The following is a 21,077-nucleotide window of genomic DNA, read 5'->3' on the forward strand; positions in this document are numbered from 1 at the left end:
GAGTTAATCGGTGCCCGTCAGATCATATTGCAATTTCGAATCTGTGTAGATCTGGAGTTTATTTTTCATGACCGACACGGACAATGTATACCATTTTTCCTTCTCCCACTTAAAGGGTTGCATCGGAGAACCCACTGCAGTTGGATTGCCAGCAACGATTTTATATAGCTGCATCGGCGTTCTCATATCCAGACTGTTATCGCTATCTCCTCCGTGAACCATAAACATCCAATAATTATTTTCATCGAAGTATTTGAAAATAATTCCTGCGCCATTCCCATCCGTACTTGCATCCACCTTGAAATCAATGGAGAACTTATACGTCTCAGCCAGGAAATTATTGCGGTACCATCCACTGATGTCCTTCGTATCTGCCTTAGAATAAAACTTTCCAAGCAATTGATCCCGATCCCAATCGCCTTGACCGAATTTAGTCCAATCGTCAGACTGGGATAATTCCAGCGCATCCATATCCTTGGAATACGGATAGTACACATTAAATGGATCATTCGGATCATAGTCCTCCGGCACACCCAAACCACCTTCCCAATCTTCAGGATCCATCCCTCGATCGAGCAGATCTTCCGAGTAATCGAATATGAGACCCTGTGCCATGGTGTCCATCATCGGAATGTAAGCATCAGCGGATTCCCGTTCAGCCACCGGATGATCATTCAGTGTGAAGCTCTCACGTGGTTCCATCTTGGCTTCGTGATACATTTCCATAAGATGAGCTGTTCTCTCGGGAAGAAACGCGTGCAACTGTTCCAGATACTCTGCTCGTTTCTCAGGTCTTTCAGCGAAAATAAAACCTGTCATGACTTGAGAACAGCGTTCTTCAAATGAAGCCATGAGAGAATCAGGATCTTCAATTTCAGACAATCTGGCGTTTGCTGTTCCAGTCGGCCACTCTCTTTCTATGCTGGATTCACGTTCCTCAGTTATCCCTTTAAAAACATCTTCACTAAGATAACCCGGGTCTATTAACTTACTGCCAAAGCTCTGGCCGTCATTAACAACGTAACTTGTGTATGGCAGACTATTTCCGTAACTTAACTCGTCTCCTGAGAATGCAAACCTCTGAAGCGTGGTCCCGTATATCCCATCGAAATGCTCACCAGCTCGCTCACCCCCAACGCCACTTTCCATTTCATGTGAATGACCATATCGATCTATTTTCTCCGCTGCGAACTGCTCCCAATCCAGAGTCGTGCTTCTTAACAAGTTCATTCCAGAATCCAATTGATGGTTATACGCGTCATAAGAACTTCTGGAGCTCATGAACGAATTATCTTCAATATGAACGTCTCTCGTTTTAAGGTAAGCATATTCGCTTCGGATCAGGTCTAGCTGTTTATATTGGAAGCCAACCAGTTCCATGTCCAAAATGGATTCATTAAATTCCTTGTTTCCGTAGAACATGTCCTGATCCAACGATCCATTTCGCAGTTTCACTACATCATTGATCGTCTCATGGGTATGCGCCCATCTTTCAGCTTTTACCCCCAAAAGGTTGTCATGAAGGAATGCTGACCTATCCTCTTTATTTAACTCAAGCGTTTGGATCAAATCAGCTTCATTACCGTTTTTAAACGCATGAATATGCTCATCAATAGTGGATTCTTTGGCATTTTTCAGACCGTACATGTTCTCTTCCAAATATGCATATTGCGGTTTGTCGGCGAGCAGATTCTCTTCCATATTGCCGTACTGGGGTTTGTCCGCTGAGAGTACAATCTCTGTTGTTCCATACTTCAAGTTTGTTCCACCAACAATCTCAACCGGAACATCACCGTACTTCAGATTTGTTCCGCCAACAATCTCTACAGGTATATCTCCATAAGTGAGCCCCGTCCCACCCACAGATTCCACTGGAACATCTGCATATTTCAGATTTGTACCGCCTAGTGGTAACGTGAGGTCAAGGTAACCATTTTGCGGTTTATCCGCTATAAGTTGTTCTTCAAGATTAGCAATCTTTTCAATCGTGCTATCAGTTGTCTCATGAAGGTAAGCGTCATGAGTATGCTTGTATGCAAGAATCACATCATGATCCAGTGCTGAATCCTTTTTACTCTTTATCGAATCATAGATCAGTTCGACCAAGTCAGTATCTCTGATACCTTTACCACCGTACCAACCCTCACCATGCAATTCACTCAAGCGTAACTTGACAACTTCACTCTCAATTTCATGAACTGATGCCTCTTTCACGATTCTTGTAAAATGGTTATCTTCAAGCATGAGGGATAATCTGTTCATGTTATCCGAAATGATTTCAACGTTCAATTGTCCTTTGCGCATGATTGAATGAGCCGTCAGCATATCGTCAAGATTCGCAGATTTCATTACAGTAGTGGCTAGAGATATCTCATCTTGCACCGATCCATATCGATCTACCCTAATCGCTTCAGGAGTAATATTTACCAACGTGGATTCCCAAGCTTGCCGCATACCTTCGTTAAACTCAATATCCATCGCACCTTCTCTTGCCCACGATGAACCAAGCGTATATCCAATCTCAGCTACTCCATCTCGATATTTCGAGCTGCTTATGGAATAATCCTCGCTGAGCAGCGCAGATCTCCATTCCAAAGTCGCCAGTGAGTGATCTATATCAATAGCTGCCTGACGTGGTTCAATCATGCCAATAGAATAGCTCTCATTCAAATACAACTGTCTGATCTTGGCTGTGCCTATGGAGTACTCACCACTGATTAAACCTTCTCTTATTGGATTAGTAGCCATAAGTTGTTGATCATACGAGTATCCCTCACGAGTCTTTGACGTTCCAATAGCATATTCGCTGTTCAAAAGCATCTGGCGTAAGTTCGTGCCACCCATGGTGTATTCATCATCAATTATTCCATATCGATACCGGGAAACCCCGCCCATATTAAATTCGGTATGAATCACACTCTCACGGTTCATGTTGGAACTCACGATATGATGGTCGAGAGCCATTCCGTCCCGTTTATATTTTGCGCCTATCCCGTACTCATCAAAGGTTTGTCCTCTGCGTTCAACTTGACTTCCTTCATACGCTGGGTCATCCGGGAATAATCCCCCTCCAGGATTCAGGTAACCTAATGAATCTTCAAACTCAATAATAGCCGGTCTTGCATTAAAATCTGCGCCGTAAATGACTTCCGTAATTTCGCCATGCTGATCTTCCTTTACTTTCACTCCCTCGAAAACGTCTGTCTCTAGAGTAGAATTACGTCTGTTCAGTTCAGCCGATGGAGATTCATCCTCAAGTACTGTTATGCTCAAATCTTTGGATGCTTCTGAGAGTTCCGTCCCTATATCACCAAGCTGAGATTCCTTCACACCTTCGAAATTAAAGGAAATGATGCCTGATCTGCTTCCTTCTTTATCAGCTGTTAAGATCCCACAATCGATTAACGCATCTACCCGCTCTCTAACCCCAGCCAAAAACGGTTCATCAAAATAAACCGAAGCGTCTGCATTATTCACAGCTTCCATCATCATTTCCAGGATGACTGCCGGACTGTTCTCCAAGATCTCCCCTACGATAAATTCCTCGTCCAGATATCCAGGGTATGCTTTATTCCCCAACCATCCTCCACCAACCAAATTGTCCAAAAGCTCATCCCGAATCATGGTTGGTCGGCTATTATCTCGGATGGATTGCAGGATTGTTTCCAGGTGTAGCTTTTTAGACTCTCTATGTGATACAAGTGGTTTGTCAGTCAGATGTACATACTTCTGTTCATCGTTCTTTCCATACAAATTTAGCTTTTCGAGCATGGTAGAACGTAATAATTCTTTGTCAGCCAAATGGTCCTCAGACTCAGGTAACCACAAATCATGAGCCAACGCTCTTTCTGCCGTTGTTGAACCAGCCGTATAACTTTCAAAGGATGCTTTTCTTTCTGCGCCTTCCTCGCTGTTCGGGATGAACAAATTCCTTTTTTCTGTTTTTGCAGTATGGAACTTGTCCTCAATATAGCTATCGAACTTGCTTTCCCTTTCACCAAGTGATTGCTTGTTGAGTATTTCAAGAGCCTCTGCAGTCACTCGTTTGCCTAACCTACTCTCCTTCTCTACATACCCAGGAACCTTACTGATCCTTCTGCTCTCCTGCAAATCTCTGAAAACAAAACCGTGCTCCTTACTTTCACGATAAGCCTGTTCTGCATGACGGTCCACCTCACTATGAACCACATAAATTCGTCGTGCCTTAGGACGCTTATGCTCAATATACATTTTCTCCACATAAACTCTTTGCCCCGTAGTCAAATCACCTATGACGTTCATATCTTCTGCTTGATCTCGAACAGCCCAAGGAAACTGTCGTTCCACATCCGTAATAGTCCCTATATCTCTGGATGCCAAAATGATACCGGATGCTGTAGTTGCCGGATGTTTGTCTATAATTCTGTGAGCTTGGAGCGGATGCCACAGGGTATCACTCGGACGAAAGACTAATGCATTTCGATGTTGGTCACGGCTGCTATGACTGAGATCATCATGAAAGTATAGTTGCTTGTCGACTTCTCGCGTACTTCTCATTTCGGTATGCAGAACTGTGGGGTACTGACGATCCTTCAGTTTGGCAAATACATTCTCATGATTTGTCATTTCATTCTCAATTACCCGCGTAGCCTGATTCAGTTGTGAAAGAAACATATTCTCATCGATGTCTCTAATTGCTTGAACAATTTTGCCTGTAGTCGTTCCGCCAAACGTTGCTGCTCGCATAGCTGTTCCCAGTGTCCGCATGAGTGTCAATTGTGAAGTGTTATACACTCTTTGGGCTAACGGCAACGTGCGATCAAGGTGCATATACTTTATTTCCTGAAATCGACGAATATAAGCAGTTGACATATCAGAGAGAATGGATAATTGCTGATGATCATCTACCCTTTTCCCAATCATGGTAGCTTGTTCAGCAAATGTTTCTTTATGAACATCACGTAAACCTAGCAGATCCTGATATAGAATTTCCACGTCTTGTTTGCTTACCTTCCGGGATTGAAGGCTTCTCTCCAGTTCTGTACTTCTGAAGTGGTCTTGAATGGCTTCTAACAAAAAGTCATTTTGTGCCCGGCGTCCAATGATCTTCTCCACTTTCTCGAAAACCTCTGCCACATCCATATCCGGTTTATCGTTTCGAACAGAGTGTATCAATTGTTTAATCACCAGTTCAGAGCTGTTATCTTGCTCTGCACTATCTGCATAGTCCGCAATCATCCCAAATTCACTAACCCTGAAACTGATTTTTCCAGGCTCCAGCTTATCCAGATTCTTAACAAAGTTACGAGTTAAACCCAAATTACGGACAATCTTTAGCTCTTTATCGTTATCTACGCGCCAGCCCTCTGACATATCTTCAGGAATGAATGAGTCCTTTAAACCTCCGGGTCTGTGGCCCTCATCTTGATGATCCATCTCCAAAGCTTCAATTAACGCAGACCGCTGCATTTCAAACGAAAATTCCATGACATCGCCTTGCTTGGTACCTGAGCTCGATCCTTCCATGGAACTGTGCAGAAGTCCTTCTTTATCCTGTTTAGCTTCACTTAGGACAATAAATCGTTCTTCTCCTTCCAGATCCTTGCGAATCGCTTCCACAAGTTGATGATTAAATCCATGTGAGATCGATCTTGCCATGTAAAAATCAAGCATCAGGACACTTGGATACCGGCTGTAAGGCATGTATATAAATCGATAATCCTCAGGCCTGCTTCCTGTAGTTCCGACTGTAAACAGGTAACCGTACTGAGTTGTCGTGTAATCTATAACGGTGAAATCAAACTTATTGACTACTTGACTCACGTCACTGCCCCCTTCCAACTAAAAAAAGGGAACCCCTGAGTGGAGTCTCAGAAAGTTCCCTCTCACTGAATCTATACGACTCAGCTTTGATTCAGTTTAACTTACGCCGTATAACGGACTTCCTTCAGAATAGCCACACCCATACGTTGGTTGGCAGACAGATTCATGAAATTCTGCGCTGTATCGGTATCGAAGTAACGATACACTTCTTGGTCCCAGGACTTGCCTTCCACATCAATAATTAACTCATCCAGGTGAAGGATATTATGCTTCGTAACCGCGATGCAGTTATCGAATTGACCGCGGTAGCCCTCGTAAGGGTGAACCACGTAGATCGGAGACAAGTGATATTTGGATGTCCATTTGGACGCCTGGAAGCCTTGAGGCTCCAGTTCCAACCCCGTATCCCCCAATTCCGGATCTTGATAAGCTTTCCCCTTCGGTGGAGCTTGAGTAATAAAGGAAGGATAGTGCTGCTGGAATTCAATACCTGATTTGGTTTTCAACATCTGAAGTGTGTTGTTACCTGCAGAAGTATATTGACCGTAGTAATACGTTCCTGTTGTTGCAATCTGAGAGATATCTGGTTCTTCGATTACTGCTCCAGCTGTCAGCATTACATTTCCGTCTACGTCATTCAGGTTGTATTTGAACGGTTTCAATGCACCTGCATACAGGAAGGATTTTTTGTAATCAAGGAAGTTTACTGCTGGGTCCGCAACGAGAACCATCGCCAAACGATTGTTCATGACATTTACATACATGTATACAGGTTTTTCTTTATTCCGATCCGTTGGTGTATAGTTTTCCAGTGCCCATTGGTAGAGTACCGGATGTCCTGTTAGCTTGAATGTAGGGCGAGTGGTAACTGGTAGTGTAGTTGGTTCGCTGCCTTCCAATCCTTCAAGCAGCTGAACAGTCAACGTACTATGCTCCTCATAGGCTGGAACTGGTGCAACGACGCGTGGTACCAGAGCATGATTAATGAAACTAACATAGAAATGTTTAGTAATCGGTGTTGCTTGTGTTCCAATGGTCATGATCCCGCGAAGAATAAGTTCCTGAATACGGTCACTACTGTCCTTTTCTTCGTAAAATACTTCCCACAGATTTTGTTCCTGAGACTCGCCTGCAGTGGATTCAAATGGGAAACTCTTAAACCCTGTAACTTCCTCTTTCAGTTTTGTCAACACGTCCTGTGAAGTAGTGATTGTTTCTACATATTTAAAATTTGCCATTATGTAATCCTCCTTATTTTATCTCTTTCAAAAATGCAATCGTAATTACATCTGGTGATGGGGAATGCTTGAATAGATTCAACGGACTCTTGATACTGAAAAACTTGTAAACCTCTGTCCACGTACCCAACGCAGGTTTGGAAGGATCTTTCAGAATTTCTGTATCTACGATTAATTCATCGCGATTGACCAAATTATGGTCGTATATCGCAACTACACCGTCCATATAACCCCGATATCCTTCTGCCTGATGCACAAGGTAGATTGGGCTTGCGTGATACTTTCCTGTCCAGAGAGATTTCTGGAACCCATCCGTATCTACAATCAATTTCGAGAGGCCCGGGGGAAGTTTACCCACAGAAGGATAGTTCGGAAGATGCGAAATAAATGCCGGGTAATACCGCTGGAACAAGACATTACTGCGTGTCTTCAACATGGACATGGAGTCCATACCATTTGAAGTGTACTCACCGTATTTGGCATAGATATCCGGATTAAGATCCGTGAGAATATCATTTTTCGTATAACCTGTCATATCTGTTCGCAGATCACCCATGCCAACGGTGACACCAAAGTTTCCTCCATGGTCGTAATCATTGAACGGAACGATCTTGCCTATGTATCCAAAACTGCGGTAATAGCTATGAATATTCGGAGAAGGATCACCTTCCAGAACAAGAACTACTCGATCATTGTTTACCGATAAAGTGTAAGCTACCAGGTAATCCGGTCTGCGTTTTTTGTTAGGCAACCATGACGTGGTAGAATGTCGTCCGTGGAAAAATCGAGCTGCCGGGCTTACGATCTCTGTCTTGCCGTCATAATCCAGCTTCCACTTCGTGGATGGTGGGATGAAAGGTTTAATGGCTGATGAATCATTCCATGTCAAATACATATAATGTGCCTTCAATTGGTCAATGACTGTAGGTGCTTTCCCAATCGTAATGGTTGCAGGATCACAGATCCCATCATACGTTTCGCTCTGGCTTCCTTGAGCAACTTTCCCCTCGAAACCTTTTCCATAGTAGATGTTAATGTAATTCCAGTCATGGGCTGGCTGCTCAAACATGACATAATAATCACGAACTTGAATCCCTGTGGGAACCGTAGGCGTTGCTTTCACTACTGTCTGAGCAGTTACATTGTTCAGTATATCAGCTGTATAGAATAGTTCATCAAATTTGTAAAGTTGCTTTACAGGTTCATAAAAACTATCAACAATTGCTCCCCACGCCCAATACGGACTCCTGTCATAATAATTATCTGGTCTTGAAAAGTTGTATTGAAACTTTCCTTTCGGTGCAAGCTTGATTGCGTATGCCCAATCAGTTGGCATTTCTGTAACAATCTCAAACTGGTTCCACTCTTTTGATGGCTTTGTTGTTCCATCGAGTTTTCCAATTACCTGACGCACCAGATACGCTCTGTACCCGTCTGGAACTGAATTATCTAAAACAACGGTTACCAAGCAGCCAGGAACATCAACATATTTTGTTTCATTTGTCTGAGTGTCTTGGTAATTAAATTGTAAAACCTGAATTTTACGTCCTGTCTTATAATTGCCGTAAGTTTTTCCGATGTTTGCTGTGCCTGGTTGAGTCATGCCTTCCACTGCTTCGTCAAAATAGGTTTGCCTTACTTCCCATAAACATCCATCCGCATCTAGAGCAGAGTCTCCTGTGTAACTTTTGGCTTCCGTCCAATCCGGAATTTTGTATACTTCATACTGATTTCCATCCGAATGGGTGTACATGCCAACAATTCCTTTGTGATAACTTTTACTGTAGGTCACCCACTCAGCTCCGCTAGATTCGTAGACTTTCTCCCAGCGATTGGCGTCAAACCCGCCCTCTACTTTGGGAATATCAGCACCTACGATTTCATCGGCCAGCGTGTTAATTAGTTTTTGTGCTTCCGACTCTCCGTCAATATAAGCGGCAAAGTTCGTCTGCGGTTTTTGCAGTGCCATCGTCACCCTCCTTATCTCAAAAATTTGATGTTGTACCAGACCGACTTGGCTTCAGCCACCGCGTTAAAAAAGTCAAACGTGATGGTCGTTCCCGCCGGAATCGGGTAGACAATTCCGAAACTGTTACCCATGGAAACCGACTCGGGAAGTTCCTTCGTATAGATGGTACGACATACCTTCTCCGTCCCGATCATCAGCTCCCAGTAATCGCCGACACAGTAGTGGCTCGCAGCAAATGCAATGCTCAGAAACTCTGTGTCATACGCCAAGGTGAACGTATCAGACTTGGTGGTCTTGGCCGCCGGAATGTCCAACATCTGTCCCCGAATGAACGGGATCGTCTTTTTACTGAAGTGTGGGTACGGCAGCTCGCGCACTTTGTCGATGACGCCACCCGCGATGTAAGATACATTAAATGCCATGGAACCACCTCCTACATGTTATATACGACTTACGCTCGTTCCAGTTAAGCGTCCTTCGTCATCATAATTTAGACCAATATTGTAAGTGAACATGGACTCTCCACTCGGATCATATGTACGGGCCGTCACCTGCGTTAACCTGAAATACTTGTAATAATCATAATCCGGGTGGGAATAGCCCACTCCGGAAGGAAAGTCTTCCTCATCCTCTGAGCCAAACTTCATCCAGATCGAAACCTTCCATGCCGATTCATACAAGAGGTCTGCTCCAGTCACCCTGTCCGGGTCCTGTATGTGCTCCCGATATAATGTAACGGAAGGTTCACCTTCAAGGGGAAAAACATTCGAATTGGAGATACTGCTATATTTGCGAAGCTCCCGGTGGATTAGATCCAGCACGGGAAATACAATATTTTCATTCACAATGCCGGCCATTACACCATCACTCCCTTTCTTGCCCACATCATATCAATGACCTGTAACATGCCACGGTCAACCGAATAACTGGTTTTAATACTTTTAATCGTATATACAGCTCGTGTGGTGGTCGTTTTATCCGTCACAATGACGTTGTCGAGCAGATCAAGCGCAGGATTCGCAGGAATGGACACCTGTAGCGTACGGCACATCCGTTTCATATCAAAAAAAGCTCGTTCTGCCACCTGTCTCTTGGCTTCAACCGTCTTCGCCCAAGGAACGGCCAGCACCATGGTTCGGATTTCTCCTTTGAGTTCGAGTAAAATCTCCTTGTCTACGAAACTGCTCTGACTATCATTCGAGTCGATAACAACAATGTGGCTTCTTCCTCTGGACCAATCCGTGGATTTGGTAATGGAGATCAGATTGTCATTCTCGGAAAACTCTGCCACGACCGGTTTGTCATAATTCAGGCGCTCCAGTCGGTACGTACCATAACGGTCACAATAGCTTCGATAGGGAATCTCCGAGATCACCTCCTGAACAGCTTCCGTAACTTTGGCAGACCATTGCTCAAACGTCCTGCCATACTCCTCAATAAATGGATTAAGCCATCCGTTCGGTGTCAGCACAGTGCTTGCGTCCTTGACTTCAAACTCACCTTCCTGACCCGGTACGGGGACAATGACCCTGCCCGTCTTTTGATTCACTTCAATCAGATAGGTCTCGTCAATCACGTAGTCAGGATAAGAGCGATCCTCACTGGTTGCCCGCCAACCCACCATACCCGCATGTTTAACCAGATCTAGTACAACCGTTGATTTGACCCAAGCCGGCTTTTCAAATTCTACAGGCTGAGCTGGTGTTGGTGTAACTTCCGGGGTGGAGGTTGCTGTAATGTTCCAGCTTGCCGGATCTGCGAGCATCTCCTGATAATAGGTCCATACCTTGTCCACCCAATTCTCCCGATCTTGACTCCAGGTCATGGGAGCAATGTCTCCACCATTGTGGAAATAAAGTACATCGGCTTTTGAAGTCACTTTTTTACCTCTGGAAGCTAGTGCTTTGGACATCCGTTCTGCTCCGCGCTTCATTTGCTCCTGAATTCCCTTGTAAAGGGGATTGCACTCGCTTTTACTAGGACAGCCATATCCAAGAATAAAGCTACCGTTCTCATCTTTACCCTTCCCCTGTGTTCCGAGAACGGTCTCGTGCCTGCATATCGCAAGCAAAAACTTATGATCAGGCACACCATACGCTGCAGCTTGGGCCTGTGCAGCCTGAATTATGGATGATGTCCGGTCCGTGCCAACTGCTGCAGGCGGCACCGGATCTGGCACATTATCAATCTCTTCTACCTCTGGATAGGCTTTTTTCTCGGAAATGACTTTCTCGATAATGCGCTTGTACATATCTCGGGCCGTAATCTCCAGCGTGGAGCCTTCGCCATTGATGTCCACCTTGTCAATCAGTCCCGTAAATACCCGCATCATGTGCTGACCATATCCCATATATATGCGTATCGGTGTATTTTCACTCAGAACCCCGATATGGAATCCGTTTGCAAAATAAGACCATGGAGACGGTACACCACCAAGCTCGGGAAAATGAGCAGGATTATAATCCGGAGAGAAGAATCCTCTTGGATTGGAGATGGTCAGCCGTGCTTCCCGGGCTTCAGAATCAAACTGATCATCGATTTCGGCACTAATGATATTGGGAAGAACCTGCGTGTCCATATAGACAAAAGACCCGACCTGAATAACATCCGTCTCTGTCCTTCTATTATTAATAAAATCTCCGTAGCTGTTGGTTTGATAATATCCTTTAGATGGATCGAGCCCTTCTTCACTCTTTTGATTCTTCAACGGAGCAGGCACCAACTCTTGTATGCGAATATAATCAATGGCGAATTTTTTATACTTCTTACTTGAAGCAGGAACAGACCCGGTTGGGACAGTGGAGTTTTGTTTGCCCCCATACGTCACCTTAATCTTGATACTCTTGGCTTTTGCAGGGATCACAATATTATTCAATTCCGTCAGTTTGGTCAGATCATAGGCCCCGTTAAACTTATTGACATAGGCATACGTTTTACCATCGATCACCACGGCGAAAGAATCCCCTTCCGCATCACTAAAATTAGTCCCCATTCCAATACTAAGCAGCCCTTGTGTAGGCATACTCAGTTTTGTCACGTTAATCTCAAATTCAGCTACGGCAGCTTTGCCTTCAAAGGTGTATAGCAACTTGCCTCCTGAATCAAACATAGTCCAACCCGATTCAATCTTGGCATAATCCGAAAATTTCAATCCGGTTGTATAAACGTTTTTCTCATGCCAGTTTCGCTTGTCGAACTTCTCATTCAGTTTGATCTCTCCAGGATATCCTTCGACCTGAACCGGCTTTATATCAGTAAATGTTGTTTTCGCATTTCCGTGCAACTTGCGCTGTCCCTTGAAATACAATTGAGGATTAACTGCCTTACCACCTTCTCCAGTTCTGGTTGTTGGATTGACTCCTTCCCAAATTTCAAAATGTAGATGTCGTCCCTTGCCCGCCGCACGTTCAGCCGCGGACACCTTATGACCACCCGTATATACGCCACCCGTATTGCCTAGTGTTCCAATGACAGCCCCTTGAGCTACCTCATCATCCACCGAACAGAGAATTTCTTTCAGATGAAAATATTTGGTGATAACACCATTATCATGTCTTATATTTACGGCATTACCGGCACCTTCTGTTTTATTCAAGGATGTTCGGACTACTTTTCCAGCCCATGCAGCCAAAATCGGCGTTCCAATCTCATCAAACAAATCAATACCTTTATGAATTCTTGTACCTTTATCACGAGGAGAGCCAAAATTATCTGTAACTGTAATACTATCAATCGTTTTACCCTTAACCGGAAAAAAAATCTCCTGAGCATTCGCTTGAGTCGAACCGTTATACATACCATTACTCGACTCATCCACCCAAACGGATTCTGTACTGATGATGGGTACCTGCTCGGTTACGATATGCCTGAACTCTTCTGTCCGTCCCGGGATAAATGCCAGCCGATCTACTTCGACCCGGATATTGGGAAGCGCTCCTTCCCCCAGCTTCAGACGCTGGGATAGCACATTCATAACCTCATCCGAAATTGGAATCATATTGTAATCTCCCCCTTACTTGAATCGCTCGATGGTCCATTTCATGAATCGGTCCAGGAAAGCTGCGGCTTCAGCCCGTGTCATAGCGGAATTTCCAAGGAACCATATCTCTTCCTCGTCCGTACCACCTACAGGTCTTCCCATATCCGTGACTTCCGCTGCACCATCCACCTTTTTCTTGATAGGAATGCCATTAATTAGTGGATCATTGTTCGCAAATGTTTCGTCTTCCATTTCCGAGACGGCTATTTTCCAGAAAGCGTCTTTGGACTGCTCTACCCGCTCACCTTTGGTTTGATAATAAATGGCTGAAGCTTTGCCGATATCTGCAAACCTCTCGCTCAAATCTTTGAGATAATAGAATGTCACTTCGTCGCCTTCTGAAAAAGGTTGATTAAATACAACCGTGTGGTTGTCAATTTCCGAATAAGCCGGTGTTTCTGGGACGTTATCTTTTTTTTCGTCTTTAAATTTCACTGTAATTTTAAGTTTCTTTTTACCTGCCGGATAATTGCCATTAAGCCTAAACACCCGTTGACCCTGAAATGCCGTAATAGGCTGATTAATCTCCGTCGTTGGTGCTTCCATGTCCGTAAATCTGGCATAGAACACTTTGCGCAACTTGTTAATCAGATGAAATGCTTCTCCCCGCTGTATAATGGCATTAGGAAAGAAACAATTGTTGTAGGCCGGTTTGAGTGTTGTCGCTTTGATATCTTCACTCTTGAATTTGTTATTCTTCGTCCAATAATTGAACTTGCAAGTGACACCGTTCAGATTAAAAGGAAGAAACACCGATCCCCCTGGGCTGACACAATATACATCCGTTCGGTAACCAATAGCCTTTGTTGCAATTTTGGTTACCGCCGCGGCATCGCCCATGGTATCACCCCATACCTCGGAAGGAATACTGAGTCTGCGAAGCGGTTGGCCTGCTGCATACAAATATTCCTGATGATTACGACTGAATGGATCGTAGAAATAGGTCGTCGCTGCACTAAGTTCAGCTCTGGGCAGATCTCCAGTCCAGGACACGGGCGGCCTTTTCCAAGCACTGTCCAGCAACGGTTCACCATAACTACAGAAGGACACCACTTGTCCTGCTGTCACACCGGTATACAACTCTACATGGGTTAATCCCTTACTATTGGTTTCAGCCGTTTGGTAGATCGTTTGAACACCATCAATAAACACATACAGTGGATTGTCATCTGTTGGTTTAATCAGCACAGGCAGACTAAATGAGGTTTGCCCCGCTTTCCCTTTGATTTCTTCATATACAAAAGGCTTGCCTTCCTCAAACTTGTTATAGTTGATTCCTGCCACAAAGACTTCACCATCTTCCAAAACCATATTCGTGGCTTCCATAACATCGTTATAGAACCAGTCCCCTTCGTTTACATCAACCCATTTTCGTATGATAAACACCTCCTATCTTTAGAATAGACAGAAAAGAGAGTAGGTCACCCTACTCTCGAATTGTTCGTTCCAGCAAACGCTTAGTACGCATCAGGAAAGTAACAAACTCTGCTCTGGTTATGAAGTTTTCCGGTCTGAAATATAGAATGGGTGTGCCATCCAATTGTGTTACAACCGTCAGTCCCAAATCAGCCAAGCGTTCAATGGAATCTCTTGCCCAGTGGTCCTTCCCTTCTGTCGTCTGTAAATCCTGAAACTGTATCGCACTCTTACGGTCATATCCATCTTTTTTGATAAGGGTCATGGTCAATTCGACCTTGTACCCCTTCTGATCCTTATCCATCGTATCCTGATGGTAGAAAATAGGGTCAACTTTGATGGACTCTACAACACCAACATAGATATTACCCTTCTCATCATAAAATTTGTGTGTCCAGCCTACGTACATCGCGTAGTCGTGATAGGATTTCTTATCCTTAAACAAGATGTTAATGATGGCCTTGTACGAAGACACGCCCATCTGATGAAAATGTGAGGGAGCATTAATCATTTTAATTTCCCTCACTTGCGGATTGGGCGAAGGTGAAGAGTACGGATCAATAATTCTTCCGTTCACTGGCTCGAACTTCATGCCTGTATCTACATACAGCTTTCTTTTATACCGGTCATTAACTAAGCCAAACGGATTTTGCTGAGTCATATCAGATGCCCTCCTAACCTATTTTATCTGGGGATATGATTGCTTCCCATTCTTGCACCTACATTGCTGGCCATTCGGTTTGCAATACCAGGACTGTTCTGCCGTAGTGTCTTGTCCAACGTAGATGTAAGTCTCTCCACATCTTTTGTGCTGCCTGTCATATTATCGATGTTCACATGAACCGTGACATCACCTGAGCCAACCATCACACTTTTATGTGTATTGTTCGTCGTCATGTAATCAAAGTAATCCATGACCTTAAGACCTGCTGGAATGTTGAATGAAGAAATCGGTTTATCCATTTTTTTGCTAATTTCATACAAATTTTTGGACTGTTCTACACCCAATGCCTGGATTTGTTTAAAAATCTGCATATATTCATCCGAGCCCGGTTTAAACACACCACTATTCAACAGATTCTTCCAATCTTGCTTGATCGAACTTATTTGTGAGTTCATTTCAGATGCACGCGATTTGTTCAATGCAATTAATTCTGGTGCATCTTCCTTACCTCCATTAGCCGCCAGGAGATCATACATTCGTTTATCATAATCCAACTGCGTCAACTCAAACTGATCATTCATCTTGCGTCTAAGCTCATCAATTTGGCTGTTTTTGACACCATTCAGTTCAAGCTCTGATTGTGCCTTCTGCTGTTTCTTCTCATTGATCTCCAGGCCCAGTTCATCTTTATCCTTACCTTCAGCCATCTTGTCGTACGTCTTCTGTAAACTTGCAATAGCCTTATCGAAGAACTTGATATTCTCTTGCAAATATTTCTCCATTAGCGCGCGCATCTGACCAGAATCTTCGCGAACACCACTAATCAATAGACGGGATCGAGTGACTTGGTAATTGGTTTCGTTATCACTTGTCGATTTGTTAAGCTGCCGATTAATCTTGGCGATCATTTCATCAATACCATTGCTCTGTGGCTGAGGCGTATAGCCGTTAGCAATGGTACCTATTCCGCCCACAGCAGGAATATACTGCATTTGAGGTTGAATGTATTGTATCTGCGGTTGTTGTTGTTTGTTGTCCCCAGGCGGTTTTCCAGACTCTTTATCCATTTGAATCTGGGCTTCTTTTTTCTCCTGCTTGTAGTTGTATTCCTTGCCCAGTTTCTTCTCAACTGCATCTCCGCCATCTTCACTCCAAACCGCCTTAAATCCCTTCCAGTAGTCCCCGAACTTGTTATTCGTTGCATTGTTACCAAATAGGCTGCTGATTCCTCCCTTAACAACTGCATCCATTCCAAGGTTAAGGCCTTTCCACACTTTACCTACAACTGAAGACTGCTCCATATCTTTAAAATCCTTGGCCAGTTCCTCTTTATTTGTTGCACGAATACTTTGCTTCTCCGCTTCTGACTTACCCATATTACTCAGCGGATCAACAAGACCGGACACTACATCCACAGCAGTCATGGCAGCCCCAAGATAAGGAACGGCTTTTAGGGGTTTCAGTATAGACTTACCGAACTTGCCGAGCTTTGCTAATTTCCCTGGAATGTCTCCTTTTTTCTTACGCTCGCTTGTAATATCACGTTGGGTAAGGATATCTCCAGGGGTTCCATCAGGTTTATCTGGACCTCTTAGTACGTTCCCGTCCTTGTCACGAATAGGTGCATGACCGTTAAAAAATGCTTTTTTACTACCGACTTCTTTCATATCTTCGAATCTCTGTTTGATCCCTCGTCGCTTCGGCTTGTCCTTCTTCTTCTTGTCTGAACCAAAATCCATAACTTCCTCAATCTTTGATTTAGCCATATCCTTAATTACGTCATTGATAAAATCTTGATGTCTCTCTAAAAAAGGCTTGTTTGCTGAGTCTTCCTTGTCATCCTTAACAGGGGATCCAGGGGATCCAGGGGATCCAACACTTCCTGCACCTTGAGTAACTAACAATCCTCCTGGACCACTCATCATACTCGCGAGTTGAACCTGTTCAAGTTCCTTCAGTTTGGATATGTATGCTGTAGCATCGATCATGCCTTGTCTAAAAGAAGCATTTAACTCATTGACTTCGGTTCTCAATGTGGAGAGAGCGTCATTCAATAGAGTTGACTGTTTACGCAGCTTCTGGATCTCGGATTCGTAGCGCTGAACATCGGTTGAACCGTATGTAAACTCAGCATTAAGGAAATACAACTTGTTTCGTAGTTCAACTGCATCCAGGTCCATATCATCCATCGCCATCATCAAAACTCTAGCTTGGTGTTCAAGTTGCATCATTGCTCTACTCGTGTCATCCAGCTCTCGCCCAAGAAACTCAAGACTTCGCTTCGTCTTTGCAATCTGAATATCGAGTGAATGCATTTCTTCTCGCAACAGAAGAAGTTCTCGACTATACGTTTTGACTCGCTTCTCAGCTTCGTCACGTTTTTCTGCATGAATGGGAGAAGCCGCTGTATCCCCATTTTGTATAGCCTGATTGTACATTTTATGTTGATGATCTCGGTTAGTCCGTGCCTGAAGTACATCATCTTGCTTGGAGGCGGCCCTACTTTGAATTTCTGTTCTGCGATGTTCCAGCGTCTGCAGACGACTCTGCTGTCTGCCCATTTCTTGCGCTACACCAGCACGTTGCACATCCGTGACTCGAAGTGGCTCGGGAACATCGCTCCCCGTATTTTCGACTTTCCCTGGATCCGCATTTGTAGCACTGTATCGCTTCTGATCGCCTTCATTCATCACTTCACCGAACTTATCCCACGCAACCTGAACTCCGACTTCATCCATAATTCGGTTAAGCACTTCCATATGATCAACAATGCCACCCGTACGATCTCCAATTAACCGCATGACTGCGATAAGATAATCGCCCAGCTCGGCAAATTCCTCTTTCAACCCTTGCATCGCCTCATGTGTTGCAATCTGAAATGCGATTTCGATCTCTCGTTGTCGGAATTGAAGGTTGTCTCTGCTTCCAGTGCGCTGATGGACCGACGCGTTTGCATCCGTAGCCTTCAATTGTTCAGCAAGAAGATCGAATCTAACTCGATTCGATGCAAAGCCCTGCTGAGGATGATCTCCTTTTGACTGAACCAACAATCCAGCCTTGCTAATCCAGTTGGCTAATGCATCCTCTTGTGCAAGCGTTCCATCAGGGTTACCAGCCATTGGAAGGGTCTGACGCATCATATCCATCAAGTCCTGAATGCCAACATCCAACATCGTTGAAGCTCTGATCATCATGTCTGTGACTTGGGACAGATCAAAGCTACTGCTTCCCCATGCCGGAGTAACAGCTTCCAGACCTGTTGCCGTCTGTTCTACATCCATATTGCCCACTGAATGCAGCTTGGCTACTTCTTCAGCAAACGCGACAGCTTCAGATGAATGATCATAATTACGAGAACCAATACGATAGGCAAGACCTACATCTTCCTGATCCATACCATGTTTCAGTGCAATTCGTTGCAGATTTTTGACCGTTCCGGTTTGTGTGAATTTCCCACTGCCATTTGTAGTCCCAGACGATCTAAGCTCCAAATTTTGGTCGGCCCGGCTTATCTGTTGATCCATCTGCTGCGACGAGTCAAGGGATTTCTTAAGTAATGTTGTTGAATACCCCTTGGTTTCACCTGCTGAAATATATTTCATCGTATTCATCACGGAGTCTATCAACCCCTGTGAGCCAGCTGCAGATACATCCTTCATTTCACTGAACGCTCCACGATAAAAGTGCTCCAAATCGGTCGTCAGTGTTTCAATCATTTGCGACTGCATATCACTTCTGATTGTCTCCACTCGTCTAATCAGTGTGCTAACGCCTGAAGGGGAACTCTCTTTCAGTACTGCGTTTTGTCCAGTTAATTGATCCTTATCCGTTAATATTTCTTGTGTTAAGGAATGTTTATCTCCTTGTCCTTCTGTTTCAGTCAAAAGAATCACCGCCTTTATGCATAAATCCCGTTCTACCTTCATTTAGGCAAAACGGGATATCTCTCTCTTATCCTCCGAGCGCTTGTGCAAGCATACCGATATCATCTTCTGATATCTCTGCGTAATCCTCGTCATTGAAGGTTCTTTTACGTCTGACGGTCCCATCTTCTTCGACTTCCTCGCCCCCACCGCCACCGAACATGCGAAGAGGTGCTGTCATAAGCTCAACCTCAAATTGAATATATTTCTCGGCTGACTTGCACAGCTCCGCAACCTGAGGGAGTGTGTACTCCCAAATCTCCCACTTGTTCAGCCCACAGTGTTTATGGAGGGTGAAGAAGATTTCTCCCCAGTGAACAGGTTCCTGTGTTTCCGTATCACGGATTTCGGTTCCCTCCAAAGACTCCCCCTCGGTGCGTTCTACTTTTTTAAACCATTGAGTCCAATGAGCATATCAATGACTTTGCGAGCTGTGTTCAGATCAAGGTACTCATCCAGATACTCTCGATTGATGGTATACTCACCATGCTCATCTTTGGTCACGATATGTGGATAGTTTTTGAATGCCATTGCCAATACATCAAATAAATCCTGCTGCCGCTTTTCATCCAGTTCATCATTCTCAGTCGGAATGAAGTTAAGAATAATGGCATCGATATTCACCGTTTTTAGCAACTTCATCAGACGGCGGGCATCCTTCAGGTTACATGGCGGAATACGATATTTCCGTCGATCCCTCAGCGTAATAATCTCATCATCTTCAAAGAATGCACGCTCAGCAGCTTCCACTTCCTCCGGAGTCACCCGTTTGTTTTCCGGATCATCTTTGATTCGTTTCGCCGCTTCCTCATTCAGCTTTTCCGCAAGCTCACGCTCGGCTTTTTCTTGTTCTGTTTCCATGAATTTAAAGACCTCCTCAGGACATTCTCCCCCATATAATAAAAAACCTGGCAAGGCAAGGCTCTGTGAAGGGGAGGACACAGATGCCGTTTGATACCTTGCCAGGAGCAATCAACTTTATTTAGATATTAGATCTTGCTTGGTGCGCTGAAGCGTTTGATACTGCCGATTTTTCCATCAGCACGTTCAGGGTCAAGAATCTGCAAAGAGATTGCAGATGCAGAAGCGGCAGCGCGCTGGGCATTGATGCTGAATGTACCTTTTGCACGGCACATGTACAGCTCGGTTTCAACACCTGCATACGAACCATCTTTTTGCTGGAACGTCCCGTGATGAACGACAGAGATTGGGAATGGTACTTCGTCAACCAACAGATCAACCATGTCTACAATTTGATCTCGCTTGTAGTTCAACACAATCTCTTTACCGATATGGAACGCATTCAGGATGACTACACCGTTCGCTTCGTCGTAGAAGAACGCATTGGGTTCCACGGCTGTTCCTTTAGTAGTGAGTTGTTTCAGCAACGTGTTGGAATCTTTGAGACGAACCGTAATGTCACCGTTACTTCCATAGATATCACTTACATGCTTCGGTTTGGCTTCCGCAAATCCAGAATTGGAAACGCCTGCAGCCACTGTAGACTGCTCATTCAGCACCCATACATAAGACTTCACTTGCTCTTGTACCGTTGAACCCATCATCAGCTGGATCGCATCCAGATCGAATTTAGCATCTGTTGCCGATACTTCGATCGATTTCGACTTCACCAGTACATCAATGGCGAACAGACCGTCACCACCAAAGATGTCCTCAAGCTCCACGTTAAGGTCAATTTTCAGATCTTGCAGGGTGCCCAGGGTAACTACCTCAATTTCGCCCATCGGATCTTTTGGAAGGCGTTTAGCCATAAACGTACCTACACCTTTGATAATCATTTTTTTAGCCATTGAACAGTCCACTCCTTAGGATAGTATGTATTTTTAGCTACGGAGACTTGCTTAAGCCGGGATCAGGTTAAAGGACTTGATGATCGGGAGATCCATTTCGTTTAACCCGTCTGGCTGTTCGCCGTCTCTGCTTTTTATAGTGTAGAACGCTATCTTCAATCCCTAACGATAATGTAAACGAAATATATTGAAGCACGATTAGCCCCGTCATCTTT

General features: G+C 44.3%; 12 protein-coding genes. All 12 read right to left on the bottom strand.

Going from position 1 to position 21,077, the window contains the following annotated elements; genetic code table 11:
• Positions 1-3: 3 nt before the first annotated feature.
• Complete coding sequence (locus tag V6668_RS19350) at positions 4-5,802, bottom strand: hypothetical protein (RefSeq protein WP_338706463.1); 5,799 nt, start codon at positions 5,800-5,802, stop codon at positions 4-6.
• 101 nt (positions 5,803-5,903) lie between these two features.
• Positions 5,904-7,040 carry a hypothetical protein gene (locus V6668_RS19355; RefSeq protein ID WP_036607790.1) on the bottom strand — a complete coding sequence of 379 codons (1,137 nt, stop codon included), beginning with the start codon at positions 7,038-7,040 and terminating at the stop codon, positions 5,904-5,906.
• Between the two features lie 13 nt (positions 7,041-7,053).
• Positions 7,054-9,009, bottom strand: a complete 1,956-nt coding sequence (locus tag V6668_RS19360) for a hypothetical protein (protein WP_338706464.1) — start codon at positions 9,007-9,009, stop codon at positions 7,054-7,056.
• A gap of 11 nt (positions 9,010-9,020) precedes the next feature.
• Positions 9,021-9,431 carry a hypothetical protein gene (locus V6668_RS19365; protein WP_076251166.1) on the bottom strand — a complete coding sequence of 137 codons (411 nt, stop codon included), beginning with the start codon at positions 9,429-9,431 and terminating at the stop codon, positions 9,021-9,023.
• An 18-nt stretch (positions 9,432-9,449) separates the two neighbouring features.
• The gene (locus tag V6668_RS19370) at positions 9,450-9,866 is read right to left on the bottom strand and encodes a hypothetical protein (protein ID WP_338706465.1); all 417 of its coding nucleotides are present in this window, start codon (positions 9,864-9,866) and stop codon (positions 9,450-9,452) included.
• Positions 9,866-13,006 (bottom strand): M23 family metallopeptidase, encoded by a 3,141-nt coding sequence (locus V6668_RS19375; protein WP_338706466.1) that lies wholly within the window; start codon positions 13,004-13,006, stop codon positions 9,866-9,868. The genes V6668_RS19370 and V6668_RS19375 overlap by 1 nt, the downstream gene beginning before the upstream one ends.
• Before the next feature lie 15 nt (positions 13,007-13,021).
• On the bottom strand, positions 13,022-14,434 hold the full coding sequence (locus tag V6668_RS19380; protein ID WP_338706467.1) for a hypothetical protein: 1,413 nt from the start codon (positions 14,432-14,434) through the stop codon (positions 13,022-13,024).
• A 40-nt stretch (positions 14,435-14,474) separates the two neighbouring features.
• Positions 14,475-15,125, bottom strand: a complete 651-nt coding sequence (locus V6668_RS19385) for an S-layer homology domain-containing protein (protein WP_338706468.1) — start codon at positions 15,123-15,125, stop codon at positions 14,475-14,477.
• Positions 15,126-15,148: 23 nt separating this feature from the next.
• Complete coding sequence (locus V6668_RS19390; protein WP_338706469.1) at positions 15,149-19,012, bottom strand: hypothetical protein; 3,864 nt, start codon at positions 19,010-19,012, stop codon at positions 15,149-15,151.
• Positions 19,013-19,079: 67 nt separating this feature from the next.
• Entirely contained in the window at positions 19,080-19,412 is a 333-nt protein-coding gene (locus V6668_RS19395) for a hypothetical protein (RefSeq protein ID WP_235200726.1), read from the bottom strand.
• A gap of 20 nt (positions 19,413-19,432) precedes the next feature.
• A complete protein-coding gene (locus tag V6668_RS19400; protein ID WP_076251155.1) occupies positions 19,433-19,912 on the bottom strand; it encodes a hypothetical protein in 480 nt (159 codons plus the stop codon).
• Positions 19,913-20,040: 128 nt separating this feature from the next.
• The gene (locus tag V6668_RS19405; protein ID WP_076251153.1) at positions 20,041-20,862 is read right to left on the bottom strand and encodes a hypothetical protein; all 822 of its coding nucleotides are present in this window, start codon (positions 20,860-20,862) and stop codon (positions 20,041-20,043) included.
• Positions 20,863-21,077: the final 215 nt, after the last annotated feature.

This window comes from Paenibacillus amylolyticus, assembly GCF_036894225.1.
GTDB classification, from domain to species: Bacteria; Bacillota; Bacilli; order Paenibacillales; family Paenibacillaceae; genus Paenibacillus; species Paenibacillus amylolyticus.

Excerpts from the sequence above, each read along its gene's own strand:
- V6668_RS19355 (WP_036607790.1), bottom strand. The coding sequence starts at position 7,040 with ATGGCAAATTTTAAATATGTAGAAACAATCACTACTTCACAGGACGTG.
- V6668_RS19360 (WP_338706464.1), bottom strand. The coding sequence starts at position 9,009 with ATGGCACTGCAAAAACCGCAGACGAACTTTGCCGCTTATATTGACGGA.
- V6668_RS19365 (WP_076251166.1), bottom strand. The coding sequence starts at position 9,431 with ATGGCATTTAATGTATCTTACATCGCGGGTGGCGTCATCGACAAAGTG.
- V6668_RS19370 (WP_338706465.1), bottom strand. The coding sequence starts at position 9,866 with ATGGCCGGCATTGTGAATGAAAATATTGTATTTCCCGTGCTGGATCTA.
- V6668_RS19375 (WP_338706466.1), bottom strand. The coding sequence starts at position 13,006 with ATGATTCCAATTTCGGATGAGGTTATGAATGTGCTATCCCAGCGTCTG.
- V6668_RS19385 (WP_338706468.1), bottom strand. The coding sequence starts at position 15,125 with ATGACTCAGCAAAATCCGTTTGGCTTAGTTAATGACCGGTATAAAAGA.
- V6668_RS19400 (WP_076251155.1), bottom strand. The coding sequence starts at position 19,912 with ATGGAAACAGAACAAGAAAAAGCCGAGCGTGAGCTTGCGGAAAAGCTG.
- V6668_RS19405 (WP_076251153.1), bottom strand. The coding sequence starts at position 20,862 with ATGGCTAAAAAAATGATTATCAAAGGTGTAGGTACGTTTATGGCTAAA.